We start from the raw sequence: 20,655 nt of genomic DNA, 5'->3' as shown, positions 1-20,655 counted from the left end.
CATGCGCATAGACGCCATCAGCATCGGCGACAAGCCACCCCACGACGTCAACGTCATCATCGAAGTGCCGGTCGGCGGACAGCCGATCAAATACGAGATGGACAAGGAAGCCGGAACGTTGGTCGTCGACCGGTTCCTCTACACGTCGATGACCTATCCGGGCAATTACGGCTTCATCCCGCATACGCTGTCCGACGACGGTGATCCGATCGATGTGCTGGTTGCCAATACAAGGCCGCTGATCCCGGGATGTGTCATCAATGTGCGTCCGATCGGCGTGCTGGTGATGGAAGACAATGCCGGCCAGGATGAAAAGATCATCGCCGTGCCGTCGCCGCACCTGACCAAGCGCTACAAGGATGTCCACGAACACACCGACATGCCCGACATCACCATGCAGCAGATCGAGCATTTCTTCGAGCACTACAAGGATCTGGAGCCCGGCAAGTGGGTGAAGATCGGTGGCTGGCAGAATGCCGAGGTGGCGCGCCGACTGATCGTCGAGGCAATCGAGCGGGCCAAGTCGAAGGCCTGATCAGGCCTGCGCCGCAATCTCCCTGAGACGGGCGGCAAGAGCGTCGGGGTCCCCGAGGATCTCGATGCTCTTGATCCGGCTCGTCGGGCCGGAGACGATGCTTATGCTGCTCTTGGCCACCCGCAGTCGGGACGACAACAGGGCAATGACCGCCTTGTTGGCCTTGCTCTTTTCGGCGATCGCCGTCACCCGCGCCCTGAGATGCCTGTTGCCGTCGGCGTCGCCTGCCAGGCCGGCGAAACCGTCTGCGCCCGCGCCCGGCGTCAGCCGCAGTTCGACGAGGACCCGCCCTTTCCCCAGCCGCAGCCAGTCACTCACAGGAACAGCGGCATGACCGATGTGGCAAGAAAGGTGCGCAGGAACATGATGATCAGCAGCAGGATGATCGGGGAGATGTCGAGACCGCCAAGATCGGGCATGATGCGGCGGATCGGGCGCAGCGCCGGCTCGGTTGCCTTGTAGAGAAACTCGCCGATCATTGCGACAAAGCGGTTGTTGGAATTGACCACGTTGAAGGCGTAGAGCCAGGAGAAGATGGCGCTGGCGATGATGATCCAGGTGTAGAGGCCGAGAGCAAAATCGATGGTGCTGAAAAGGGCGAACATGTACGTCTCCGTCAATTCGAGTGGCTGACATGTAGCCACTCGATCCCATCGCGGCAAGGGCGGGCGGCGGCTCAAAGGTGGCAGATTGGCAGGAAACCACCGATACCGGTTGACGGCCGGCACAAATCGGTGGCGCGGGTGCTCAGGCCGGGTATAGGTTCGCGCCCTGACCACCGGATTTGCCAATGCTCCTGCCCCTTTCCGCGGCCGACAAATATGCCGCCTTTCGCCATCGTCCCTTTCTCTTCTACTTCCTGGCGCGGTTCCTGTCGGGATTCGGCATGCAGATCGTGTCCGTGGCGGTCGGATGGCAGATCTACGACATGACGCGCAATCCGTTCGACCTGGGCCTGGTCGGGCTGATCCAGTTCATGCCGGCGCTGGTGCTGATCCTGTTCACCGGAGCCGCAGCCGACCGCTACGGTCGGCGCACCATCATGCTCCTCTGCGAGGCCGTCATCGCGCTCGGCTCGGTCGCGTTGATCGCGCTGACCTGGCATGGAACGACATCACCGCTGCCGATCTTCGCCGTTCTCCTGGTCATCGGAATTTCGAGAGCGTTCTTCGCCCCCGCCTCGTCGGCGCTGGCCCCGAATCTGGTGCCCGCCCAGGATCTGCCCAACGCCATCGCTTGGAATTCCACCGCCTGGCAGACGGCGACCATCGTCGGCCCGGTGGCCGGCGGCCTGCTCTACGGAATCGCGCCGATCGCCCCCTATGTGACCAGCCTGAGCCTGTTCGCGCTGGCGATCCTGGCCATCTCGCTGGTGCTGAAGCAGCCGCGCCGCAACCGGTCGCAGGCGCAGTCCTGGACCACGCTGATGGCCGGCTTCGACTATATCTGGCGGCAGAAGGTGGTGCTCGGCGCCGTCTCGCTCGACATGTTCGCCGTGCTGCTCGGCGGGGCGATCGCCCTGATGCCGGTGTTCGCCCGCGACGTGCTCGAGCTCGGTCCGTCGGGGCTCGGCTGGCTGCGCGCCAGCCCGGGCATCGGCGCTATAGCCATGGCAATCCTGCTGGCGTCGCGGCCGATCCGCCACAATGCCGGCATGAAGATGTTCATCGCCGTGGGCGTCTTCGGCGCCGGCACCGTCGTCTTCGGCCTGTCCAAAAGCCTGCCGCTGTCGATGGCGGCGCTGATCGTCATGGGCGCCGCCGACATGATCTCTGTCTATGTGCGCCAGAGCCTGGTGCAGCTGTGGACGCCGGACGAGCTGCGCGGCCGGGTCAGCGCCGTCAATTCGGTGTTCATCGGTGCGTCCAATGAGCTGGGCGAGTTTCGCGCCGGCTCGATGGCGGCGCTGATCGGTCCCGTGGCCGCGGTGACCATCGGCGGCGCCGGCACGCTGATCGTCGCGTTGGCCTGGAGTTTCGGATTCCCGGTGCTGCGGCGGATCCAATCGCTCGACAAGGAGCGCACGGGCAAGGCGGACGAGCCGGACTCCTGAGCGGCGGCATTGCGGCCATGCGTGGCGCCAACCATGGCATGCGCCCCAAGGTTCTGATCCGTCGCATTGTCCGACGACGACGTGAAACTCACCTCGTCCGGAAACGGTCTAGGTGTCGGCCGCGTCGTCTCCATCGAGGCTGGTGCCGACGCGGGCCGCGACCCGCTGGCGGGCAAGAACCCGTTCGCGGCCATCGACGCCGAGGAGGTCGGCTATGCGCCAGACCACATGCTCCTCCAATTCGTGCCGGGCGCCATCGGCATAGGCAAGCTCCCACAGAAGCTCGACAAAGTGAATCCGGGCGGCTTCGTCCAGATGGCGCTTGAGCACGCTGGTGAAGGCGTAGAGATCGACCGATTCGCGATCCGCCTCGCGACCGGCGTCGAGCAGTTCGGTGATGCCGGAGCCGGATTTTCCGTAATCGCTGGCAATCAGCGACCTCAGCCGCGCCGATTCCGCCGCATCGATGACGCCGTCGGCGCCGACAACGTGGAAGAACAGCGCCACGGCGGCGACGTCGGGATCATCGGCGGCGGGCCTGCGCGCCTCGTCTTCGCCGCGAAGTCCCTTGATAAAGTCCCGAACCGTCTCAAACATCATATCGTCTCTTCCGTCCTGTTTGCCAAGGGTCATGCGCCAAGGCGTGCACGCGGGCCGATCGGCAGACCGATCCGGTCGCTGAGCGCGGGTCAGCGCGGCGTCTACCGGGGAGATAGGCCGACCGCCGCTCAGAACAACCGGAAACGCTGTTTTGTTTCGGCAGTGGTCTCCTCGTCGACACCCGGATCGTCCGGGCGGTGATTGAGGAACGCCGCCTCCCGGGCCGCAATCTCGCTTTCCTCGGCGGGCATGTCGGCCGGCACGGGCCTCGCGGTGGAGGATGAGGGCGCTGTCTGCGGGGCCTCGGGCCCGGGGGATCCGCCGGCTTCCGCGGGCGCCGTGGCGGCGGGCTGCGGCTCGGCCTGCCGCGAGGTGGCGTCAGCATCGTCGGCATGCTCGATCGGGGTGGCCGCGACCTCGATCACCGCGCCGGCGGGGCTCTCGTTCGTCGCCGCAGCAGTGTCAGCCTGCGCAACGGCGGCGGAGACAGCAGCGGGGCGGGGCGCGCGGACGCCGTCCGCCTCGGCCTCCGTCGCCCGCGCCAACAGCGGCGGCAGGGTGGAAATGGCCCGGTCGACCGAGGCGGTCGCGGTCTCGTGGTCGAGCAGCGGGCCGGACAGCTGCTCGAGCGGCACCTTCCATTCGAAGGCGTCCAGAGTGCCCGAAACGGGGGACACCGGCTCCCAGGTGTCGGAGACGTAGCCGTCGGCCGTCCATGCCGGATCGCGCGGGGCGCGCAGCGCCTGCGAGAGCCAGTGGCGGATGCGGCCCTGGTCGCCGGTCTCGGCTTCCTCGATGTCGGCGAGCAGCAGAAAGACACCCTCGCGAGGCTGCAGCCGCGCCGCAGCCTCGGCCTTCGCGCGGGCGAGATCATAGCGTTTGGCGTCAAGCGCTGCGCGAGCGACGGCGAACAGCGATTCGGGATTGTGCGGCCTAAGCGATTCGAGCCGCTGGGCGCGCTTGAGCCGGTCGGAGACGGAATCACCCAGTCGCGCCCGGACATACAGCTCCGCCACGTCGGGGTGCGGTGTGGTCTTCCACAGCGTTTCCAGGATTTTCGATCCCTTGCGCAGATTGTCCTCCCGGAACAGCGCCCGGGCGGCGATCATGGCCGCGGGAACCAGGCCGGGGGCGAGTCTGACGGCCGCGAGACCATCGTCACGGGCGCCGGCCGGATCAGCGTCAAGGTGATCCATCGCGCGCGCGGTCAGCAGCACGGCGCGCTTGCGGTCAGTCTCGGCCCGATTCAGCATGCCGGCCTGCTTCTGGCGGTCGAGAAGGCTCAACGCCTCGTCCCACTTGCGCTCCCGGGTGCGGTTGGCCAGCGTCGCCTGCCCGGCCCAGGGCAGATGCGGCGCCTTTTCGGCGGCGGTCTCGGCATAATGGTTGGCGGCTTCCTCGGCGCCCAGCCGCCTGGCTTCGAGATACAGGCCGCGCAGGCCGAGTTCGCGGGTCTCCGGGTCCTCGGCCATCGCCTCGAACAGGGCGCGGGCCTCCTCGTGGCGGCCCTCGATGAGGGCGGCCTGGACGTCCAGCAGATGGATCAGCGGCTCCTGATCGGCGCTCAGCAGGCTCTTCGTGCGCTTGTTCATCTTGCGTGCGAGGGCCGCGTCGCCGGCGCCGGCAGCGATCAGTCCGGTCGACAGCGCCTGATAGCCCCGGTCGCGCTTGCTGGCGCGGAAATAGCGCGACACCGTGCGCGGCGAGACGATGATGGCGCGGATCAGCCACCAGCCGACCATGATGACGACGATCAGCGACACCACAGCGGTGACGGCAACCATCAGCGACATCTCGATGCGCTGCCCCTGCCAGGCGATGGTCAGATCGCCGGGACGGTCGGCAAGCCAGGCGAAGCCGAAGCCCATGGCCAAGATGAGCGCAACAAAAAACAGAAGCCGGATCATGGTCTTCTCCTACTTGGCCGGGACGGCGGGAACGGAGGGCAGCACGGCGGTGGCGAGAAGCTCATCGACCCTGGCTCGGGCGGCCAGCTTGTCGCCAAAGGCGCTCGCTGCTGCCTTGGCCGGATCGGGCAGCTGCTGCCATTGTGCCAGCGCGCCCTTGAGATCGCCATCGGTCAGCCGTGTCTCCATGCGGGCCACGATCGCCTCGACGCTGTCGCCCTCGACATCGCCGACCCTGCGCACCTTGACCATGGTCATGGCGCTGGAGAGCAGCCGGTCGAACACGCCGGCATCGGGCTCATCGGGCCGCATGGCGGCAATCATGCTGTCGGCGGCGGCAGGAAAGGCCGCAAGCAGCTGGCTGCGCGTCGGCACCCCGTTGGCGGCAAAGTCGCGCAGGCCGGCAACGGAGGCGTCGTCGGCCGCGACGCTGGCAAAGGCATCCAGTTCGGCCGTGAACGGACCGCCGCGGTCGATCGCCGCCTTCAGCCCGACCGAGGCGATCGCGCGGGCGACGTCAAGATTGGCGTCGGGCCTCGCCAGGTCCGCCTCCGCCTGGGCCACGCGACCGCTGATGGCGGCCTGCTCGCTCTCAAGCGCGGCAAGCGAGGATTCGATCCCGGAGAGCCGCGAATCGATCGCCTGAAGAGCGGACGCATTGGCCGCGCCCTGGTCCTTCACCTCATCAAAGCCGGCGGCGAGGGCCGAACCGGCTTCAGTGCCCGTGCCGGCCTCGGTGATCGTCTCGATCCGCCGGGCCAGCTCATCCATACGGGCTGTCAGGGCGGGTGCGTCAGCGTCCGCGGATTCGTCCGAGGCCTGTTCGATCGCCTCGACCCGCTGTGACAGGGTTGCCACGGCCGCGGCGCTGTCGCTGCCAGTGGGAAGCCCGTCGACCCTGGCCGACAGGCTCGAAAGCCTTGCGTCGAGGTCCGCTGTCGTCACAGACCCCGCCTGCGATCCGGCGGGGAGCGGAAGCACGCCGCCCCATTGCAGTCCATAGATGGCGCCGGCGGCGATCAGCCCGCCAACCAGTCCGGCGGCCAGCCCGCCGGACATGGCCGATGCCGGTCGTGCAGGGCTCGGATCGTTGCGCCCGAAGCCCGCGCCGGGCGAGTCCTTGCGGGGCGACGTCGGTGTGGTGCCGGATGGCTTCGGTCCGGAAGACGCACCGGCTGCCGGGGAGGGCTTGCCGGCCGCTCCGCCGCCGCTGCCGCTGCCGGGGACGGAGGTGCCGGACGACGTGGCCGCTCCGGCCTGCGGATCTGCGGGCCGGTCGTTCCCCGCCGCCGTCTGGGCGTCGGGCTTCTGCATGCCCGGAGCCGACGCCGGCGCATTGGCGGCAGCGTTGCCGGAGGACGGCCTCGGCGTCTCCGGCGCGGCCGGTGTCTCGCCACGCGGGGTGACGTCGGTGGCGTCAAGATCGATGGTCACGGGATCGGGGGACTTCGAGTGGCGCGGGGTGGGGCCTTTGCTCATGGCTTTTCCTCAGACTGGTCGCATCCGGCGGGAGGCGCTGCGGCGACAATTCCAGCGGCCAACTCACCGCAATGCAGCAAGGGATGCAAGCAGGCTTGGCTCGTCGGGCGCCGCGGCCACGAGCGCGCGCGCGCGCCATGGGTCCGGCAGCGCTGCTTGGATTTCCGCCGAGAGGCAGAGGACACGGAAGTCAAAGCGCTGGTCAGTCGGCGTTTGCGGGCAGAGGATGGCCAAGGCCCGTCGGGCGGCGTTGGCCGAATAGAGCAGCAGGACGTCAGGCGGCGGCGACAAGATCGCCTCATTTAGAAAGTCAGTTGAATAACTGATTTCCTGCATTTCGTAGAGGACGATCGGTGTCACCGGGACCGGGGCGGCGCTCAGCCGCTGCTCGAGATCGGGGCTCCGTGGAAGGCCGGCGAGGTAGATCAGCGGCCGGTCGGGGGACGGCGCGAGCGTGCCCGACGCTATCGTTTCCAGCAGCAGGTCGGCCAGACCAGCCGCGGTGCCGGGGCCGGTGACGACATCGGTGAATCCCCGGCTGCGCGCGGCGGCGGCGGTGGCGGCGCCCACGGCGAAGACCGGAACCCGGAGCTGGGCCGGATCGGGCAGCGGCGCACTCTCGAGCGCGCGGAGAGCATTGGCGCTGGTGACGATGAAGGCCGACGGCGAGGTGATCCGTCCGGGCGCCTGGCGGTGAAAGACCGTGCGGAACAGCGGCAGTTCGACGGGATCGTGTCCCATGGCGCGCAGCAGGGCGGCGGTGCGGCTGCATCCGGGTTCGGGTCGCGTGACCAGAACGCGCACGGCTCAGATCCAGGAATCAAAGAAGGCCGTCCCGGCCGCATCCCGGATTTCCGTCCCCGCCGACGTTCCGAGTTCCGCCGCCGAGGCTGCGTGCCCCTGGCGCCGCACCTCGTGGGACACGCTGCCGTCGGGCGTGAGAACCGTGCCGTGAAACATCATCCGGTCGCCGTCGATGCGGGCAAGTCCGGCGATCGGGGTGCGGCAGGAGCCGTCGAGCGTGGCAAGGAAGGCGCGTTCGCAGGTCAGCGCGGCGAAGGTCGGCGCGTGGTTGATCGGCGCCAGCAGGTCGGCAATGCGCGAATCGCCAAGCCGCGCCTCGATGCAGATGGCGCCCTGCCCGGGGGCGGGTGGGAAGGACTCCGGGTCGAGCAGTTCGGTGATGACGGCGGTGTTGCCGAGGCGCAGCAGGCCGGCGTGGGCCAGCAATGTCGCGTCGGCCTGGCCGTCGGCGAGCTTGCGCAGCCGCGTCTCGACCTGGCCGCGGAAGCCGATAACGGTGATGTCGGGCCGCAGCCGCCGGACCAGCGCCTGGCGTCGAAGCGAAGAGGTGCCGACGATGGCGTTTGCCGGCAGGTCGAGCAGGCGCGGGGCGGATCTGCCGATGAGCGCGTCGCGCGGATCCTCACGCTCGAGATAGGCGATGATGCCGAGGCCATCCGGCAGGGAGGTGGCCATGTCCTTGGAGGAATGGACCGCGAAATCCAGCCTTCCGTCCGACAGCTGCTCCTCGATCTCCAGCGTGAACAGCCCCTTGCCGCCGATCTCCGACAGCGACCGGTCGGTGACCCGGTCGCCTTTGGTCGACAGCACGACGATCTCGAAGGCGTCCTCGGCCAGCCCATGCGCCTCGATCAGCCGGTCTCGGGTTTCATGGGCCTGGGCGAGCGCCAGCGGACTGCCCCGAGTACCGATCCGGTAAGGTTTCATTTGCAAGTGATCCCATCCATTGTTACCGACAGACACGTAACGGGCCGGGCCCGCAAGCGCAACAACAAGGCACATCATGTCCGCTGACACGCTGCTCATCCTGGGCATAGAGACCAGTTGCGACGAGACCGCCGCGGCCGTCGTGGCGCGCGATTCCGACGGCCGCGGCCGGATTCTCGCCGATGTGGTGTTCAGCCAGCTCGACCTGCATGCCGCCTTCGGCGGCGTGGTTCCGGAAATCGCCGCCCGCTCGCACTTGACCGTCATCGACCAGCTGATCGCCGAGGCGCTGGCCCGCAGCCAGGTCAGGCTGGCCGACATCGACGGCATCGCCGTGACCTCGGGGCCGGGGCTGATCGGCGGGTTGATGGTCGGCCTGATGACGGCCAAGGCGCTGGCAATGGCGACGTCCAAGCCGATGCTGGCGATCAACCATCTCGAGGGTCATGCGCTGACGGCGCGGCTGACCGACGCCGTCGCCTTCCCCTATCTGCTGCTGCTGGTGTCCGGCGGCCACACCCAGCTGATCCTGGTCAAGGGCGTCGGCGACTACGAGCGCTGGGGCACCACGATCGACGACGCGCTGGGCGAGGCGTTCGACAAGACCGCCAAGCTGCTCGGCCTGCCCTATCCGGGCGGGCCGGCGGTGGAGGCAGCCGCGAAGGCGGGCGACCCGCAGCGCTTCCGGCTGCCGATCCCGCTCAGGGGCACGCCGACGCCGGATTTTTCCTTCTCCGGGCTGAAGACCGCCTTGCGGCAGGCCGCCGAAAGGGAGGCGCCGCTGTCGGAGGCGACGATCGCCGACCTGTGCGCGGGCTTCCAGCTCGCCGTGACGAAAAGCCTGGCCGACCGGGTGCAGATCGCGCTCAGGGCCTTTGCCTACCGCTTCGGCACCGGTGCGCATCCGGCGCTGGTGGTGGCCGGCGGCGTGGCCGCCAATCAGGCGATCCGCGCCACGCTGCTCGAGCTCGCCGGGACCCACGGCTTCCGGTTCATCGCGCCGCCGCTGGCGCTGTGCACCGACAATGCGGCGATGATCGCCTGGGCCGGCGCCGAGCGGATGGCGGCCGGATTTCCCGCCGACGCGCTGGATGTGGCGCCGCGGGCGCGCTGGCCGCTCGACGCCGACGCCAAGGCGGTGATCGGCTTCGGCCGCCGGGGCGCCAAGGCATGAGCGCGACATCCGCCGATGCCGGCACGGCGGCGAAGATCGCCGTGGTCGGCGCCGGGGCATTCGGCACCGCGCTGGCCACGGTGCTGGCCGCTCCTGAAAGCGAGATATTGCTCCTGGGGCGAAGTGCGGAGCGGATGGCGGCCATGGCGGCGAGCCGGGAAAACCCCAGGCTTCCGGGCGTCCTCCTGCCGGACCGGGTGATGCCGACGGCCGATGCCGGCCGGCTCGGCGACTGCACCATCATTCTCACGGTGGTGCCCTCATCTGCCCAGGCAGAGACCGCAGCCCTGATCCTGCCGCATCTCGGACCGGCCGCCGCGCTGGTGATGTGCGCCAAGGGACTCGACCGGGAAACGGGCGAGCCGATCACCGTCAAGCTCGCGGCAGAGGCGCCGAGGCACTCGCTGCATGTGCTCAGCGGCCCCGGCTTTGCCGCCGACATCGCCCGCGGCCTGCCGACGGCGATGACACTGGCGTCGGGCAGCATGGCGGAGGCGGAGGCCATGGCGGCGCAGTTGTCGCGCCGGGCCTTCCGGCTCTATGCCAGCCAGGACCCGGTCGGGGTGCAGATATCCGGCGCGCTCAAGAATGTGCTGGCCATCGCCGCCGGAATCGTCATCGGGGCGGGCCTGGGCGAAAGCGCCCGCGCTGCGCTGATCGCCCGCGGACTGGCCGAGCTGACCCGCTTCGTCGTCGCATCGGGCGGTTTGCCCGAAACCGCCTCGGGGCTCGCGGGCCTCGGGGACCTGGTGCTGACGGCCACCAGCGAGCAGTCGCGCAACTACCGCTTCGGCCTGGCGCTGGGCCGCGGCGAGAGCCCGGAGTCGCTGCTTGCCCCGGGGCGGCCGCTGGTCGAAGGCGCGGCGGCCGCGCAAATTTCCGACCGCGCGGCCAAGGCCCGCGGCGTGACCATGCCGGTGACGGAAGCCGTTGCCAGCATCGTCGGCGGCCGCATCGACGTCAAATCGGCGGTGGATCAGCTGCTTTCACGGCCGTTGCGCATTGAATCTGCCTGATCGACAGGGCATAGATCGGATCAACGTCCCCCAATGATGGAGATTTCCCATGCTTTTCGCACTGCTTTGCAAGGACAAGCCCGGCTCGCTGGAGCTCAGGATGCAGACCCGACCGCCGCACGTGGAATACCTCACGGGTCTCAACGAGGCCGGCAAGCTGAAGATGGCCGGACCGCTGCTCGACGATGACGGCAAGCCCTGCGGCAGCCTGCTGATCGTCGAGGCCGACGACAAGGCCGGCGCCCGGGCACTGTCGGAAGGCGACCCCTACGCCAAGGCCGGCCTGTTCGAGACCGTGGAAGTCCGCGGTTTCAACTGGACCTTCAACGCCCCGGCGTCCTGACGTGGCTTACTGGCTGTTCAAGTCCGAGCCGTTCAAATGGTCCTGGGACATGCAGAAGGCCAAGGGCGCCGAGGGCGAGCATTGGGACGGCATCCGCAATTATCTGGCGCGCAACAACATGCGGGCGATGAAACTGGGCGACAAGGGCTTCTTCTACCACTCCAATGAGGGGCTGGAGGTGGTCGGCATCGTCGAAGTCTGCAATCTGATCCATCCCGACCCGACCACCGACGACCCGCGCTGGGAATGCGTCGACATCCGCGCGGTGTGCGACATGCCGCGGCCGGTGACGCTGAAGGACGTGAAGGCCAATCCGGCGCTGTCGAACATGGCGCTGGTGACCTCGATGCGGCTTTCGGTGCAGCCGGTGACGCTCGACGAGTATCTGGAAGTCTGCCGCATGGGCGGGCTCACCGATCCGCCACGTGCCGACGATTGAGCGCCCGGCGCGGATGAAGACACCCCCGCTCGATTTCATCCGCGCCAACACGGCGCTCGGCGCTCCGCCGCACGTGCCCGAAATCCGGTTGCATCTGGCCGACGAGGCTCATGAGCTCTGGCACAAGACCGAGGAGGAGCTCGATTCGCTCGGCCTGCCGCCACCCTTCTGGGCCTTCGCCTGGGCCGGCGGCCAGGGGTTGGCAAGGCACATTCTGGACAATCCGGCACTGGTCGCGGGCCTCAGGGTGCTCGACTTCGCCACCGGTTCCGGCCTGGTGGCGATCGCCGCCGCCAGAGCGGGCGCGGCGCGCGTCGAGGCGGCAGACATCGACGGCTGGGCAGTGGTCGCAGCCGGCCTCAACGCGCGGGAGAACGATGCCGCCGTCGAGGTGCTGCTGGCCGATGTCGTGGGAACTGATGCGGGCTGGGACGTGGTGCTGGCGGGCGACGTCTTCTACGACCGCGCCATGGCCGAACGACTGGCGCCCTGGTTCTCACGGCTGGTGGAACGCGGCGCCGCCGTGATCGTCGGTGATCCCGGTCGCGCCTATTGCCCCAGCGCGGAGATGACGCTGCTCGGTACCTACATGGTGCCGGTGACAAGGGTGCTCGAGGACAGAGAGGTCAAGCGCACGTCCGTGTGGCAGTTCGGCGGCTAATGCCCGCACCTTGACGGCCAGCCGCGGCGGAGAGATCCTGATCCCGCGCAACCGGCACTGGAGGAACCCATGCAATTTGCAGGACTGAACTGGCTCGCCATCCCGGTGGCGGCAATCTGCGCCTTCATCATCGGCGCCGTCTACTATGGCGCCATGGCCAAGCACTGGATGAAGGCGGCGAAAATCACCGGGACAGGCGAGAAGATGATGCCGTCGCCGGTACTGCTGATCAACAGCCTGGTCATGGAACTGGTGCTTGCCACCATGACCGCCGGCGTCATCGGCCATCTTGGCCCCGGCCAGGTGACGGCGGTCAACGGCGTGATCTCCGGCTTCTTTCTGTGGCTCGGATTCATCGTGCCGACGATCTCCATCAACCAGCGCTATCAGGGGTTCGGCTGGGACCTGACTCTCATCGACTCGCTTCACTGGCTGCTGGTGATGCTGGCCATCGGCGGCGTTGTCGGCCTGTTCGGGGCCTGACACCCGCCGACAGGAGGAGGCTCCGGGTCAGACGACGCGGACGCAGCCGCCGCGGCGGATATGCGGCAGGATTCGCATCAGGTCGCGGCGCTTGAGTGCGACGCAGCCCTCGGTCGGCTCGTAGCCCGGCCGGGCCAGGTGCAGGAAAATGGCGCTGCCCGCGCCGCGGCGGCGGCAGCGCACGTTCCAGTCGAGCACCAGCACCACATCGTAGAGCGCGTCAGGCCGCGCCAGCGTTTCGTGGCTGGCGCCGAAGGGCAGCCTGACGTAGCGGTTGTAGGCGGCGTGGTCGGGCGCATCGCACCAGCCATCCCTCGCTCCGGCACGTCCGAGTTTGGTGGCCGAGATCACGGGGGCGCGTAGCGAGCCGCTGCGATAGCCGCCCAGGACCTTGAGGTCGCCGCGCGGCGTTGCGCCATCGCCCTCGCGCTTGAACGCGGTCTTGCCGCCGCGGCCGATGGCGGCGGCAAACACAAGTCCGCCGAAGCTGACAAGCGCGCGGGTCGGCCGGCCCGGCATGGTTCGCACCACGAGCGACGGGGATGCTGCGGCTGCTGGCAGCCTGGGGCGGGTCGGCAGACTCACGATGATGTGCTCCGAGCGTGAAGGATTGCGCATAAATAGCACTTTGCGGCTGCCCTGAAAGTGCCTAAACAGATCGGCATCCTGTCGTTGCTGGCACAGATTGATGATATATGACATGCACGGTTAAATGGCTCAGGGAGTTCCCATGACGGCACGCACGATTCTTCTGGTCGACGATGACAACGATCTGCGCGAAACACTGGTCGAGCAGCTCTCGCTCTACGAAGAGTTCGCCATCCTGCAGGAATCCACCGCAGCCAAAGGCATCCAGACCGCGCGCGGCACCCACATCGACCTGCTGATCATGGATGTGGGCCTGCCGGACATGGACGGGCGGGAAGCCATCAAGCTGTTGCGCAAGGGCGGCTTCAAGCCGCCGGTCATCATGCTCACCGGCCATGACACTGACTCCGACACGATCCTCGGGCTCGAAGCCGGCGCCAACGACTATGTCACCAAGCCGTTCCGCTTCGCGGTGTTGCTGGCCCGCATCCGCGCGCAGCTGCGCCAGCACGAGCAGAGCGAGGACGCCACCTTCACCGTTGGTCCTTACACCTTCAAGCCGAGCCAGAAGCTGCTGCTCGACGACAAGGGCGGCAAGATCCGGCTGACGGAGAAGGAATCGGCGATCATCCGCTATCTCTACCGCGCCGACCAGAAGGTGGTCACCCGCGACGTGCTGCTGGAAGAGGTCTGGGGCTACAATTCGGGCGTGACCACGCACACGCTCGAGACCCATGTCTACCGCCTGCGGCAGAAGATCGAGCCCGATCCCGCCAATGCGGAAATTCTGGTCACCGAAAGCGGCGGCTACAAGATCATCCCCTAACCGGTGATCGAGCCGCTTGAAACGAAGGGCCCGACATGGCGCTGATTGAAGACATCGCACTGCTCAACAGAGTGGATCTGTTCCGCGAGCTCGGCGAGGACAAGCTCAGGCTGATCGCATTCGGCGCCGAGCGGCGGCGGCTGCAGCCGGGCCAGGTGCTGTTCCGCCAGGATGCTCCCGCCGATTGCGCTTTCGTGGTGGCGGACGGCAAGTTCGAATTGACCCAGGCCGGACGGGACGGAACCGGCGCGGTGATCGGAACGGCCGGTCCCGGCACGTTGCTGGGCGAAATCGCCATGATCTCGCCGGTCACCCGCTCGATGTCGGCGATTGCGCTGGAATCCTCGGAGATCATGCGGATCAACCGGCCGCTGTTCCGCAGGATGCTCGAGGAATATCCCGAGATCGCCGAGATCATCCGCCGGCGGCTGGCCGGAAGCCTGGAGCAACTCAGCCGCGACATCGGCAAGCTGGCGGACCGCTTCCAGGACTGACCGGCCGGCGGGGCGCAGGCCGCTCAGAACCCGAAACGCGCAGTGACCGGCACGTGGTCGGACGGCCGTTCCCAGCCGCGGGCCGCGCGCAGCACATCCACCGACAGCAGATCCGGCGCCAGGTCGGCGGACGACCAGATGTGGTCGAGACGGCGGCCGCGGTCGGATTCGTCCCATTCCTTGGAGCGGTAGCTCCACCAGGTGAAGAGCTTCTCCTCCGGCGGCACGTGCTGGCGCATCAGGTCGACCCACTGGCCCGACTGCTGCAGCCGGATCAGGCCTTCGGTCTCGACCGGCGTGTGGCTGACGATCTTGAGCAGCTGCTTGTGCGACCAGACGTCGGTCTCCAGCGGAGCGATGTTGAGATCGCCCACCAGGATCGCCGAGACTCCGGCCTCGCGCTCGGTCTCGGCGCGGATGCAGGCCATCTCCTCGATGAAATCCAGCTTGTGGCCGAATTTTGGGTTGATGCTGCGGTCGGGCTCGTCGCCGCCGGCGGGAACGTAGAAATTGTGGACGCGGATGCGGCGGCCTCCCGGGGCATCGACAATGGCCGAGATGTGGCGCGTGTCGCCGATGTTGCAGAAATCGCGGCGCTGGTCATCCTCAATCGGCAGCTTCGAGAGGATGGCCACGCCATGGTAGCCCTTCTGGCCGTGGATGGCGGAATATTCGTAGCCGAGCTTGCGGAACGGCGCCATCGGGAAGGCATCGTTCGGACATTTGGTCTCCTGCAGGCAGAGCACGTCGGGCATGGCGCTGGCAAGAAAGGATTCCACCAGCGGCATGCGCAGGCGGACGGAATTGATGTTCCAGGTCGTAATCGAAAATGCCACGGGAAAGGCCTTGCTCGGGGAATCGGATGCGGGTGCGACTATGGCGCACCGCAGGCGCCCGCACATGCGCCAAATGGCACATATCCGGCCTCATCCACAGCCAAGTCGGCTCAGCGGTTCTTCTTCTTGCGCACGTCCTCATAGGGGATGCGGAAGACATCATCGGCAAACTTGACGCCGGTCTGGACGTTGAAGATCATCACCGAGGTGTCCTTGCCCTGGGCGTCGCGGATCGTCCACTGCCGGAGGTCATAGGTCTTGGGGTCGAACATCATGGAGATGGTCGAGTCGCCGAAGACCGACTTGTCACCGAGCACGATGGTGGTCAGATCGGGGTCTTCCTTGACTGAGCGCACCATCTGCTCGGACAGATCGATCCGCTCCGACAGCAGCAGTTTCAGCGGCGTCGCCGACAGCGGATAGAGATCCCAGGTGCGCAGCTTGCGATTGCCGATCACCACGCCCTTGCCGTCGGCAATGACGCGGATGGGCGAGGGGTCCTCGTAGTTGAAGCGCAGCTTGCCGGGGCGGTCGAGGAAGAACTTGCCGCCCGTCTGCTCGCCGCTGGGGCCGAACTGGACGAATTCGCCGGTCATCGATTTGACCGAGGCGAAGTGGTCGGCGATCTTCTGCGCGGCGGCGGATCCCTGCGCCTGGGCCGGGCCGGCCGTCAGCCCGGCCGCCGGGACAGTCAAGGCCATTGCGATGCCGAAAGTCGCGCGGAGCCACGCGCGGCGGCCCGAATCGAATCGACCGCCTGCTGCCGTCTGGATCGCTGTGGGCATGGGATTCTCCTTGTTCATTGGCGCTGTTTGGCGCTCAACTGCGGCACCAGTATGACATTTGCGCCGGGTTCACCGCGGATCGATGTCGCCCTCGGTCGGCACCAGGATCTCGCGCTTGCCGGCGTGGTTGGCGGGTCCGATGATGCCCTCCTTCTCCATCCGCTCGATCAGCGAGGCGGCGCGGTTGTAGCCGATGCCGAGGCGACGCTGGATGTAGGAGGTCGAGGCCTTCTCGTCGCGCAGCACGATGGCCACCGCCTGGTCATAGGGATCCTCGGAGTCGGCCAGGTTGGAGGTTCCGGCAGGACCGCCGCCGCCGCCACCGCCGTCCTCTTCTTCGTCATCCTCGGTGATGGCATCGAGATAATCCGGCACGCCCTGGGTCTTGAGATAGGCCACCACATCCTCGACCTCCGAGTCGGAGACGAAGGGACCGTGGACGCGCTGGATGCGGCCGCCGCCGGCCATGTAGAGCATGTCGCCCATGCCGAGGAGCTGCTCGCCGCCCTGTTCGCCCAGGATGGTGCGCGAATCGATCTTCGACGTCACCTGGAAGGAGATGCGGGTGGGGAAGTTGGCCTTGATGGTGCCGGTGATGACGTCCACCGAGGGACGCTGCGTGGCCATGACGACGTGGATGCCGGCGGCGCGCGCCATCTGCGCCAGCCGCTGCACGGCGCCTTCGATGTCCTTGCCCGCGACCATCATCAGGTCGGCCATCTCGTCGATGATGACGACGATGTAGGGCATCGCCTCGAGGTCGAACTCCTCGGTCTCGTAGACCGCTTCGCCGGTGTGGCGGTCAAAGCCGGTCTGCACCGTGCGGGTGATCGGCTCGCCCTTGCCGGCCGCCTGCTCGACCCGGGCGTTGAAGCCGTCGATGTTGCGCACGCCGAGCTTGGACATCTTCTTGTAGCGCTGCTCCATCTCGCGCACGGTCCATTTCAGCGCCACCACAGCCTTTTTCGGGTCGGTGACCACCGGGGTGAGCAGGTGCGGAATGCCGTCATAGACGGAAAGTTCGAGCATTTTCGGGTCGATCATGATCAGCCGGCACATGGAGGGATCCATGCGGTAGAGGATCGACAGGATCATGGTGTTGATGGCGACCGACTTGCCCGAACCGGTGGTTCCGGCCACAAGAAGATGCGGCATCTTGGCCAGATCGGCGATCACCGCCTCGCCGCCGATGGTCTTGCCCAGCGCCAGGCCGAGCTTGGCCTTGGAGTTCTCGAAATCGCGGCTGGCGATGAGCTCGCGCAGATAGACGGTCTCGCGCTTGAGATTGGGCAGCTCGATGCCGATGGCGTTGCGGCCGGGGACGACTGCGACGCGGGCGGCAATGGCGCTCATCGAGCGGGCGATGTCGTCGGCAAGGCCGATGACCCGGGACGACTTGATGCCGGGCGCGGGCTCGAGCTCGTACATGGTGACGACCGGGCCCGGGCGGACGTGGATGATCTCTCCCTTGACGCCGAAATCCTCGAGCACGCCCTCGAGCATGCGGGCATTCTGCTCCAGGGCCTCCGGCGAAAGCGAGGAGTCCTTGGTGATGCTCTTGGCCTCGGCGAGGAGATGCAGCGACGGCAGCGCGAAGCCGCGCTCCTCGAGCATGGAGGTCTGGGCGTCCTTGTGAACACGGCTGCCGGGCTTCGGCCTTTCGGCCTGCGGCGCGATCCGCACGGTGCTCGCCTGCGGCGGCGGCGCACGCGGCGGCTGGGCGCGCGGCTGCCAGTCGGCCGCGGGATCCTCGTCGTCGTCAACCAGGATGCCGTCGGGGACCGGCAGGTCGTCGTCCATGTCGAAGGGCGGCTCGTCGTCGATCCGGCGGCGGGGGGCGCTCATTTCCGGGTCGGCGCGGCGGCCACCGGATGCCGGCTGGCGGACCGGCTCGAAGGCGGGTTCGGCGCGCACGCTCCAGCTGTCGCGGCCATCGATGGATGAGTCATCGGCCGTTGCATGCAGATCCATGGGTTCATCGTCCGGTCCGAGCTTGCGGATCCGGTTGGCGGACGAGCGCCCCGTCAGGCGGCGCAGGCGGCCGCGCCAGGTGTAATAGGCATGGGTGATGGCGCCGAGCGCCAGCCAGCCGCCGTCGCCATCGGCTTCCTCGTCACCGTCACTGTCCTCGTCCTCAAGGGGAATTTCCTTGACCGCGGCAGGCTTGCGGCGAAGAAGGCCGGCACCGAACAGGAACAGCCAGCCGGCGGGCGCAAGCAGCGCCACGCCGATGATCAGCGCCACCGCACCGGACGGAAATGCGCCCAGAAACAGGGCCGGGATCTTGAGAGCCATGTCGCCGAGGACGCCTCCCAGGCCATTGGGCAGCGGCCATGCGGCCGAGGCGGGAAACAGCCCGAAGAGCGCGGCCGACAGCCAGGCGCTGCCGAACCAGGCGGCCGAGCGTTGCGGCTTGCGATCGATGCCGGTGTCCCGCAGCATCGCCAGACCCCAGAACAGCGCAGGCAGAAGAGCCACGACGCCGGCAATGCCGAAGAACTGCATCACCAGGTCGGCGAAGGCGGCGCCCGTATATCCCAGCACATTGGTCGGCACCGTGCCGCTGGCATTGGAGAAGCTCGGATCATCGACATTCCATGTGCCCAGCGCCGCCGCCGCGAGACCGAGGCCCACGAAGATCGCCACCGCTGCCAAGAGCTGCAGCTGCCGGTGCACGAGGCTGGCCATGGCGGTGTTACCGCGCGGAGTGCCGGGCATGACATTGGGGGTACTTGTTCGCATGGTCACAACTGTCCGAATCGGTTGTCCGGGCCGTCGAGAGGCCCGCCTTGCGCAACCCTAACCGGAGGGCGGTTAATGCCACATTAACCATCCGCGTCGGACACGAAAACGCGGCCCGGAATGATCCGGGCCGCGCTCAATGGCTCCAATCCGCAGCGGTCAGCTGTGGTAGGCGGCCTCGCCGTGCGACGAGAGGTCGAGACCCTGGCGTTCGTCTTCCGGACTGACCCGCAGGCCGAGGATGGCCTTGACGATGTAGAGCAGGACCAGCGAGCCGATGCCCGACCAGACGATGGTGATGACAACGGCCGAGATCTGGGCGTAAAGCTGAGCGCCCATGGTGCCGGCCTCGACCACGTAGCCAGTGCCACCCAGCGACGGGGCGCAGAGAATGCCGGTGCCGATGGCGCCGACAATGCCGCCGATGCCGTGGACGCCGAAGACGTCGAGGCTGTCGTCGTAGCCGAACTTCGCCTTCACCTTGGAGACGAAGAGGTAGCAGATCGGCGAGACAGCCAGCCCGAGGACGATGGCGCCGACGGGACCCGTCGTGCCGCAGGCCGGCGTGATGGCGACGAGACCGGCGACCATGCCGGAGGCCGCGCCGAGGCCGGAGGCCTTGCCGCGGAAGATGGCCTCAACCGCACACCAGCTGATGATGGCGCCGGCGGTGCAGACGAAGGTGTTCATCATTGCCAGCGTTGCGCCGGCGGTCGCTTCCAGGTTTGAGCCGGCATTGAAGCCGAACCAGCCGACCCAGAGCATCGCGGCGCCGACCATGGTCAGCGTCATCGAATGCGGGGCCATCATGTCCTTGCCCAGGCCGATGCGCGGGCCGATGACGATCGACGCCACCAGAGCGGCAATACCGGCATTGATGTGCACCACGGTGCCGCCGGCAAAGTCGATGGCGCCCATGTTGAAGATCAGGCCGGCGCCGTCCCAGACCATGTGGGCGATCGGGAAGTAGACGACGGTGACCCAGAGCACGGTGAAGAGCAGCACCGAGGAGAACTTCATCCGCTCGGCGAATGCGCCGACGAAGAGCGCCGGGGTGATGCAGGCGAAGGTCATCTGGAAGGCGATGAAGACATATTCCGGCAGGACCACGCCATCGGTGAAGGTGGCCGCGGTCGAGTCAAGCGTCACCCCCGAGAGGAAGAGCTTGCCCATGCCGCCCCAGTAGGGCGAGGTGCCGCCGCCGAAGGCGAAGGAGTAGCCCCAGAACACCCAGATCACCATGACGGTGGCGGCGATCAGGGTGCACTGCATCAGAAGCGAGAGCATGTTCTTGGTGCGGACAAGACCGCCATAGAACAAGGCCAGGCCGGGAACGAGCATGAAGAGGACGAGCAGCGAGGATGTCATCATCCAGGCTGTGTCGCCCTTGTTGATGGTCGCAGCCACGGCTTCAACCGCGGGTGCGGCAGCCGTGGTCGTATCCTGGGCGAAAGCCACGAGAGGCGTCAGCGCGGAGGCGGCAAATGCCGCAATGCCGGCGCCGATCCGGTTGGTCGTAAGTTTTGGCATGGAAAGACTCCTGTAAATCGCGACGGTCACAACGCGTCGGCGTCGGTTTCGCCAGTGCGGATGCGCATGGCCTGATCAATGGTGTGGACGAAGATCTTGCCGTCGCCGATCTGGCCGGTCTTGGCAGCTTTCGCGATCGCCTCGACTGCCTGATCGACCATCCCGGATGCAACCGCGATCTCGATCTTGAGTTTGGGCAGAAAGCTCACCGCATATTCCGTGCCGCGATAGATTTCCGTATGCCCCTTCTGACGACCGTAACCCTTCACTTCCGTTACGGTGAGCCCCTGGATGCCGATCTCGGTCAGTGCCTCGCGCACTTCATCGAGCTTGAACGGCTTGATGATGGCAATCACAATTTTCATCTGGTTTCCCATCCTTGTTCACTGCGGCCATGCCGCCTTTGTCGACCGGGAACGCGTTACAAACGCCC

General features: G+C 67.2%; 23 protein-coding genes. 10 read left to right on the top strand and 13 right to left on the bottom strand.

Going from position 1 to position 20,655, the window contains the following annotated elements; translation table 11 throughout:
- The first annotated feature begins 1 nt into the window (after position 1).
- On the top strand, positions 2-535 hold the full coding sequence (gene ppa / locus DFR52_RS19450; protein WP_110033682.1) for an inorganic diphosphatase: 534 nt from the start codon (positions 2-4) through the stop codon (positions 533-535).
- Here ppa and DFR52_RS19445 read toward each other — a convergent pair whose 3' ends face one another.
- Together DFR52_RS19445 and DFR52_RS19440 are read right to left on the bottom strand one after the other, a co-directional pair.
- On the bottom strand, positions 536-853 hold the full coding sequence (locus DFR52_RS19445; protein ID WP_110033681.1) for a DUF167 family protein: 318 nt from the start codon (positions 851-853) through the stop codon (positions 536-538).
- Complete coding sequence (locus DFR52_RS19440) at positions 850-1,140, bottom strand: YggT family protein (RefSeq protein WP_110033680.1); 291 nt, start codon at positions 1,138-1,140, stop codon at positions 850-852. Before DFR52_RS19440 ends, DFR52_RS19445 begins: the two co-directional genes overlap by 4 nt.
- A gap of 185 nt (positions 1,141-1,325) precedes the next feature.
- Between DFR52_RS19440 and DFR52_RS19435 the strand changes: the two genes are divergently transcribed.
- Complete coding sequence (locus DFR52_RS19435) at positions 1,326-2,588, top strand: MFS transporter (protein ID WP_110033679.1); 1,263 nt, start codon at positions 1,326-1,328, stop codon at positions 2,586-2,588.
- A 108-nt stretch (positions 2,589-2,696) separates the two neighbouring features.
- On the opposite strand, the gene DFR52_RS19430 is transcribed toward DFR52_RS19435, so the two are convergent.
- The 5 genes from DFR52_RS19430 to hemC form a co-directional block, all read right to left on the bottom strand.
- Positions 2,697-3,185 (bottom strand): tellurite resistance TerB family protein, encoded by a 489-nt coding sequence (locus DFR52_RS19430; RefSeq protein ID WP_110033787.1) that lies wholly within the window; start codon positions 3,183-3,185, stop codon positions 2,697-2,699.
- 131 nt (positions 3,186-3,316) lie between these two features.
- Complete coding sequence (locus DFR52_RS19425) at positions 3,317-5,095, bottom strand: heme biosynthesis protein HemY (protein ID WP_110033678.1); 1,779 nt, start codon at positions 5,093-5,095, stop codon at positions 3,317-3,319.
- A gap of 9 nt (positions 5,096-5,104) precedes the next feature.
- Entirely contained in the window at positions 5,105-6,574 is a 1,470-nt protein-coding gene (locus tag DFR52_RS19420; protein WP_110033677.1) for a COG4223 family protein, read from the bottom strand.
- A gap of 63 nt (positions 6,575-6,637) precedes the next feature.
- The gene (locus DFR52_RS19415) at positions 6,638-7,378 is read right to left on the bottom strand and encodes a uroporphyrinogen-III synthase (protein ID WP_110033676.1); all 741 of its coding nucleotides are present in this window, start codon (positions 7,376-7,378) and stop codon (positions 6,638-6,640) included.
- Between the two features lie 3 nt (positions 7,379-7,381).
- Positions 7,382-8,311, bottom strand: a complete 930-nt coding sequence (gene hemC / locus DFR52_RS19410; RefSeq protein WP_170132315.1) for a hydroxymethylbilane synthase — start codon at positions 8,309-8,311, stop codon at positions 7,382-7,384.
- Between the two features lie 70 nt (positions 8,312-8,381).
- Here hemC and tsaD point away from each other — a divergent pair, with 70 nt between their 5' ends.
- The 6 genes from tsaD to DFR52_RS19380 all read left to right on the top strand — a co-directional run bounded on the left by tsaD (position 8,382) and on the right by DFR52_RS19380 (position 12,421).
- Positions 8,382-9,479: a tRNA (adenosine(37)-N6)-threonylcarbamoyltransferase complex transferase subunit TsaD gene (tsaD, locus tag DFR52_RS19405; protein ID WP_110033674.1), complete on the top strand. Its 1,098-nt coding sequence runs from the start codon at positions 8,382-8,384 to the stop codon at positions 9,477-9,479.
- Positions 9,476-10,495, top strand: a complete 1,020-nt coding sequence (locus DFR52_RS19400) for an NAD(P)H-dependent glycerol-3-phosphate dehydrogenase (protein ID WP_110033673.1) — start codon at positions 9,476-9,478, stop codon at positions 10,493-10,495. Before tsaD ends, DFR52_RS19400 begins: the two co-directional genes overlap by 4 nt.
- 49 nt (positions 10,496-10,544) lie before the next feature.
- Entirely contained in the window at positions 10,545-10,838 is a 294-nt protein-coding gene (locus tag DFR52_RS19395) for a YciI-like protein (RefSeq protein ID WP_110033672.1), read from the top strand.
- A gap of 1 nt (position 10,839) precedes the next feature.
- Positions 10,840-11,277 carry an EVE domain-containing protein gene (locus DFR52_RS19390; RefSeq protein ID WP_110033671.1) on the top strand — a complete coding sequence of 146 codons (438 nt, stop codon included), beginning with the start codon at positions 10,840-10,842 and terminating at the stop codon, positions 11,275-11,277.
- Between the two features lie 13 nt (positions 11,278-11,290).
- Positions 11,291-11,938 carry a class I SAM-dependent methyltransferase gene (locus DFR52_RS19385; protein WP_110033670.1) on the top strand — a complete coding sequence of 216 codons (648 nt, stop codon included), beginning with the start codon at positions 11,291-11,293 and terminating at the stop codon, positions 11,936-11,938.
- A 69-nt stretch (positions 11,939-12,007) separates the two neighbouring features.
- Entirely contained in the window at positions 12,008-12,421 is a 414-nt protein-coding gene (locus DFR52_RS19380) for a DUF1761 domain-containing protein (protein WP_110033669.1), read from the top strand.
- A gap of 27 nt (positions 12,422-12,448) precedes the next feature.
- Here the strand turns inward: DFR52_RS19380 and DFR52_RS19375 are convergent, their stop codons facing one another.
- Positions 12,449-12,940 carry a L,D-transpeptidase family protein gene (locus DFR52_RS19375; RefSeq protein ID WP_110033786.1) on the bottom strand — a complete coding sequence of 164 codons (492 nt, stop codon included), beginning with the start codon at positions 12,938-12,940 and terminating at the stop codon, positions 12,449-12,451.
- Between the two features lie 211 nt (positions 12,941-13,151).
- Between DFR52_RS19375 and DFR52_RS19370 the strand changes: the two genes are divergently transcribed.
- Together DFR52_RS19370 and DFR52_RS19365 are read left to right on the top strand one after the other, a co-directional pair.
- Entirely contained in the window at positions 13,152-13,835 is a 684-nt protein-coding gene (locus DFR52_RS19370; RefSeq protein ID WP_110033668.1) for a response regulator transcription factor, read from the top strand.
- Between the two features lie 35 nt (positions 13,836-13,870).
- Positions 13,871-14,329 carry a cyclic nucleotide-binding domain-containing protein gene (locus DFR52_RS19365; protein ID WP_110033667.1) on the top strand — a complete coding sequence of 153 codons (459 nt, stop codon included), beginning with the start codon at positions 13,871-13,873 and terminating at the stop codon, positions 14,327-14,329.
- 23 nt (positions 14,330-14,352) lie between these two features.
- Here DFR52_RS19365 and DFR52_RS19360 read toward each other — a convergent pair whose 3' ends face one another.
- From DFR52_RS19360 to DFR52_RS19340, 5 genes are all read right to left on the bottom strand, one after another.
- The gene (locus DFR52_RS19360) at positions 14,353-15,165 is read right to left on the bottom strand and encodes an exodeoxyribonuclease III (RefSeq protein ID WP_110033785.1); all 813 of its coding nucleotides are present in this window, start codon (positions 15,163-15,165) and stop codon (positions 14,353-14,355) included.
- A 110-nt stretch (positions 15,166-15,275) separates the two neighbouring features.
- A complete protein-coding gene (locus DFR52_RS19355) occupies positions 15,276-15,950 on the bottom strand; it encodes an outer membrane lipoprotein carrier protein LolA (protein ID WP_170132314.1) in 675 nt (224 codons plus the stop codon).
- A 69-nt stretch (positions 15,951-16,019) separates the two neighbouring features.
- Positions 16,020-18,692 (bottom strand): FtsK/SpoIIIE family DNA translocase, encoded by a 2,673-nt coding sequence (locus DFR52_RS19350; protein ID WP_245415405.1) that lies wholly within the window; start codon positions 18,690-18,692, stop codon positions 16,020-16,022.
- A 159-nt stretch (positions 18,693-18,851) separates the two neighbouring features.
- On the bottom strand, positions 18,852-20,222 hold the full coding sequence (locus tag DFR52_RS19345) for an ammonium transporter (protein ID WP_110033664.1): 1,371 nt from the start codon (positions 20,220-20,222) through the stop codon (positions 18,852-18,854).
- A 26-nt stretch (positions 20,223-20,248) separates the two neighbouring features.
- On the bottom strand, positions 20,249-20,599 hold the full coding sequence (locus DFR52_RS19340; RefSeq protein WP_170132313.1) for a P-II family nitrogen regulator: 351 nt from the start codon (positions 20,597-20,599) through the stop codon (positions 20,249-20,251).
- Positions 20,600-20,655 lie beyond the last annotated feature (56 nt).

It is taken from the genome of Hoeflea marina, from assembly GCF_003182275.1.
GTDB classification, from domain to species: domain Bacteria; phylum Pseudomonadota; class Alphaproteobacteria; order Rhizobiales; family Rhizobiaceae; genus Hoeflea; species Hoeflea marina.
Note: the sequence above shows the minus strand (reverse complement) of the source record. Positions and strands in the feature narration are given on the sequence as shown.

Coding starts and splice junctions, on each gene's coding strand:
- DFR52_RS19430 (WP_110033787.1), bottom strand. CDS start 3,185: ATGTTTGAGACGGTTCGGGACTTTATCAAGGGACTTCGCGGCGAAGAC.
- DFR52_RS19350 (WP_245415405.1), bottom strand. CDS start 18,692: ATGCGAACAAGTACCCCCAATGTCATGCCCGGCACTCCGCGCGGTAAC.
- ppa (WP_110033682.1), top strand. CDS start 2: ATGCGCATAGACGCCATCAGCATCGGCGACAAGCCACCCCACGACGTC.
- DFR52_RS19370 (WP_110033668.1), top strand. CDS start 13,152: ATGACGGCACGCACGATTCTTCTGGTCGACGATGACAACGATCTGCGC.
- DFR52_RS19375 (WP_110033786.1), bottom strand. CDS start 12,940: ATGCCGGGCCGGCCGACCCGCGCGCTTGTCAGCTTCGGCGGACTTGTG.
- DFR52_RS19355 (WP_170132314.1), bottom strand. CDS start 15,950: ATGCCCACAGCGATCCAGACGGCAGCAGGCGGTCGATTCGATTCGGGC.
- DFR52_RS19345 (WP_110033664.1), bottom strand. CDS start 20,222: ATGCCAAAACTTACGACCAACCGGATCGGCGCCGGCATTGCGGCATTT.
- DFR52_RS19400 (WP_110033673.1), top strand. CDS start 9,476: ATGAGCGCGACATCCGCCGATGCCGGCACGGCGGCGAAGATCGCCGTG.
- DFR52_RS19420 (WP_110033677.1), bottom strand. CDS start 6,574: ATGAGCAAAGGCCCCACCCCGCGCCACTCGAAGTCCCCCGATCCCGTG.
- DFR52_RS19365 (WP_110033667.1), top strand. CDS start 13,871: ATGGCGCTGATTGAAGACATCGCACTGCTCAACAGAGTGGATCTGTTC.
- DFR52_RS19385 (WP_110033670.1), top strand. CDS start 11,291: ATGAAGACACCCCCGCTCGATTTCATCCGCGCCAACACGGCGCTCGGC.
- DFR52_RS19425 (WP_110033678.1), bottom strand. CDS start 5,095: ATGATCCGGCTTCTGTTTTTTGTTGCGCTCATCTTGGCCATGGGCTTC.
- DFR52_RS19440 (WP_110033680.1), bottom strand. CDS start 1,140: ATGTTCGCCCTTTTCAGCACCATCGATTTTGCTCTCGGCCTCTACACC.
- DFR52_RS19435 (WP_110033679.1), top strand. CDS start 1,326: ATGCTCCTGCCCCTTTCCGCGGCCGACAAATATGCCGCCTTTCGCCAT.
- DFR52_RS19340 (WP_170132313.1), bottom strand. CDS start 20,599: ATGGGAAACCAGATGAAAATTGTGATTGCCATCATCAAGCCGTTCAAG.
- DFR52_RS19395 (WP_110033672.1), top strand. CDS start 10,545: ATGCTTTTCGCACTGCTTTGCAAGGACAAGCCCGGCTCGCTGGAGCTC.
- DFR52_RS19380 (WP_110033669.1), top strand. CDS start 12,008: ATGCAATTTGCAGGACTGAACTGGCTCGCCATCCCGGTGGCGGCAATC.
- tsaD (WP_110033674.1), top strand. CDS start 8,382: ATGTCCGCTGACACGCTGCTCATCCTGGGCATAGAGACCAGTTGCGAC.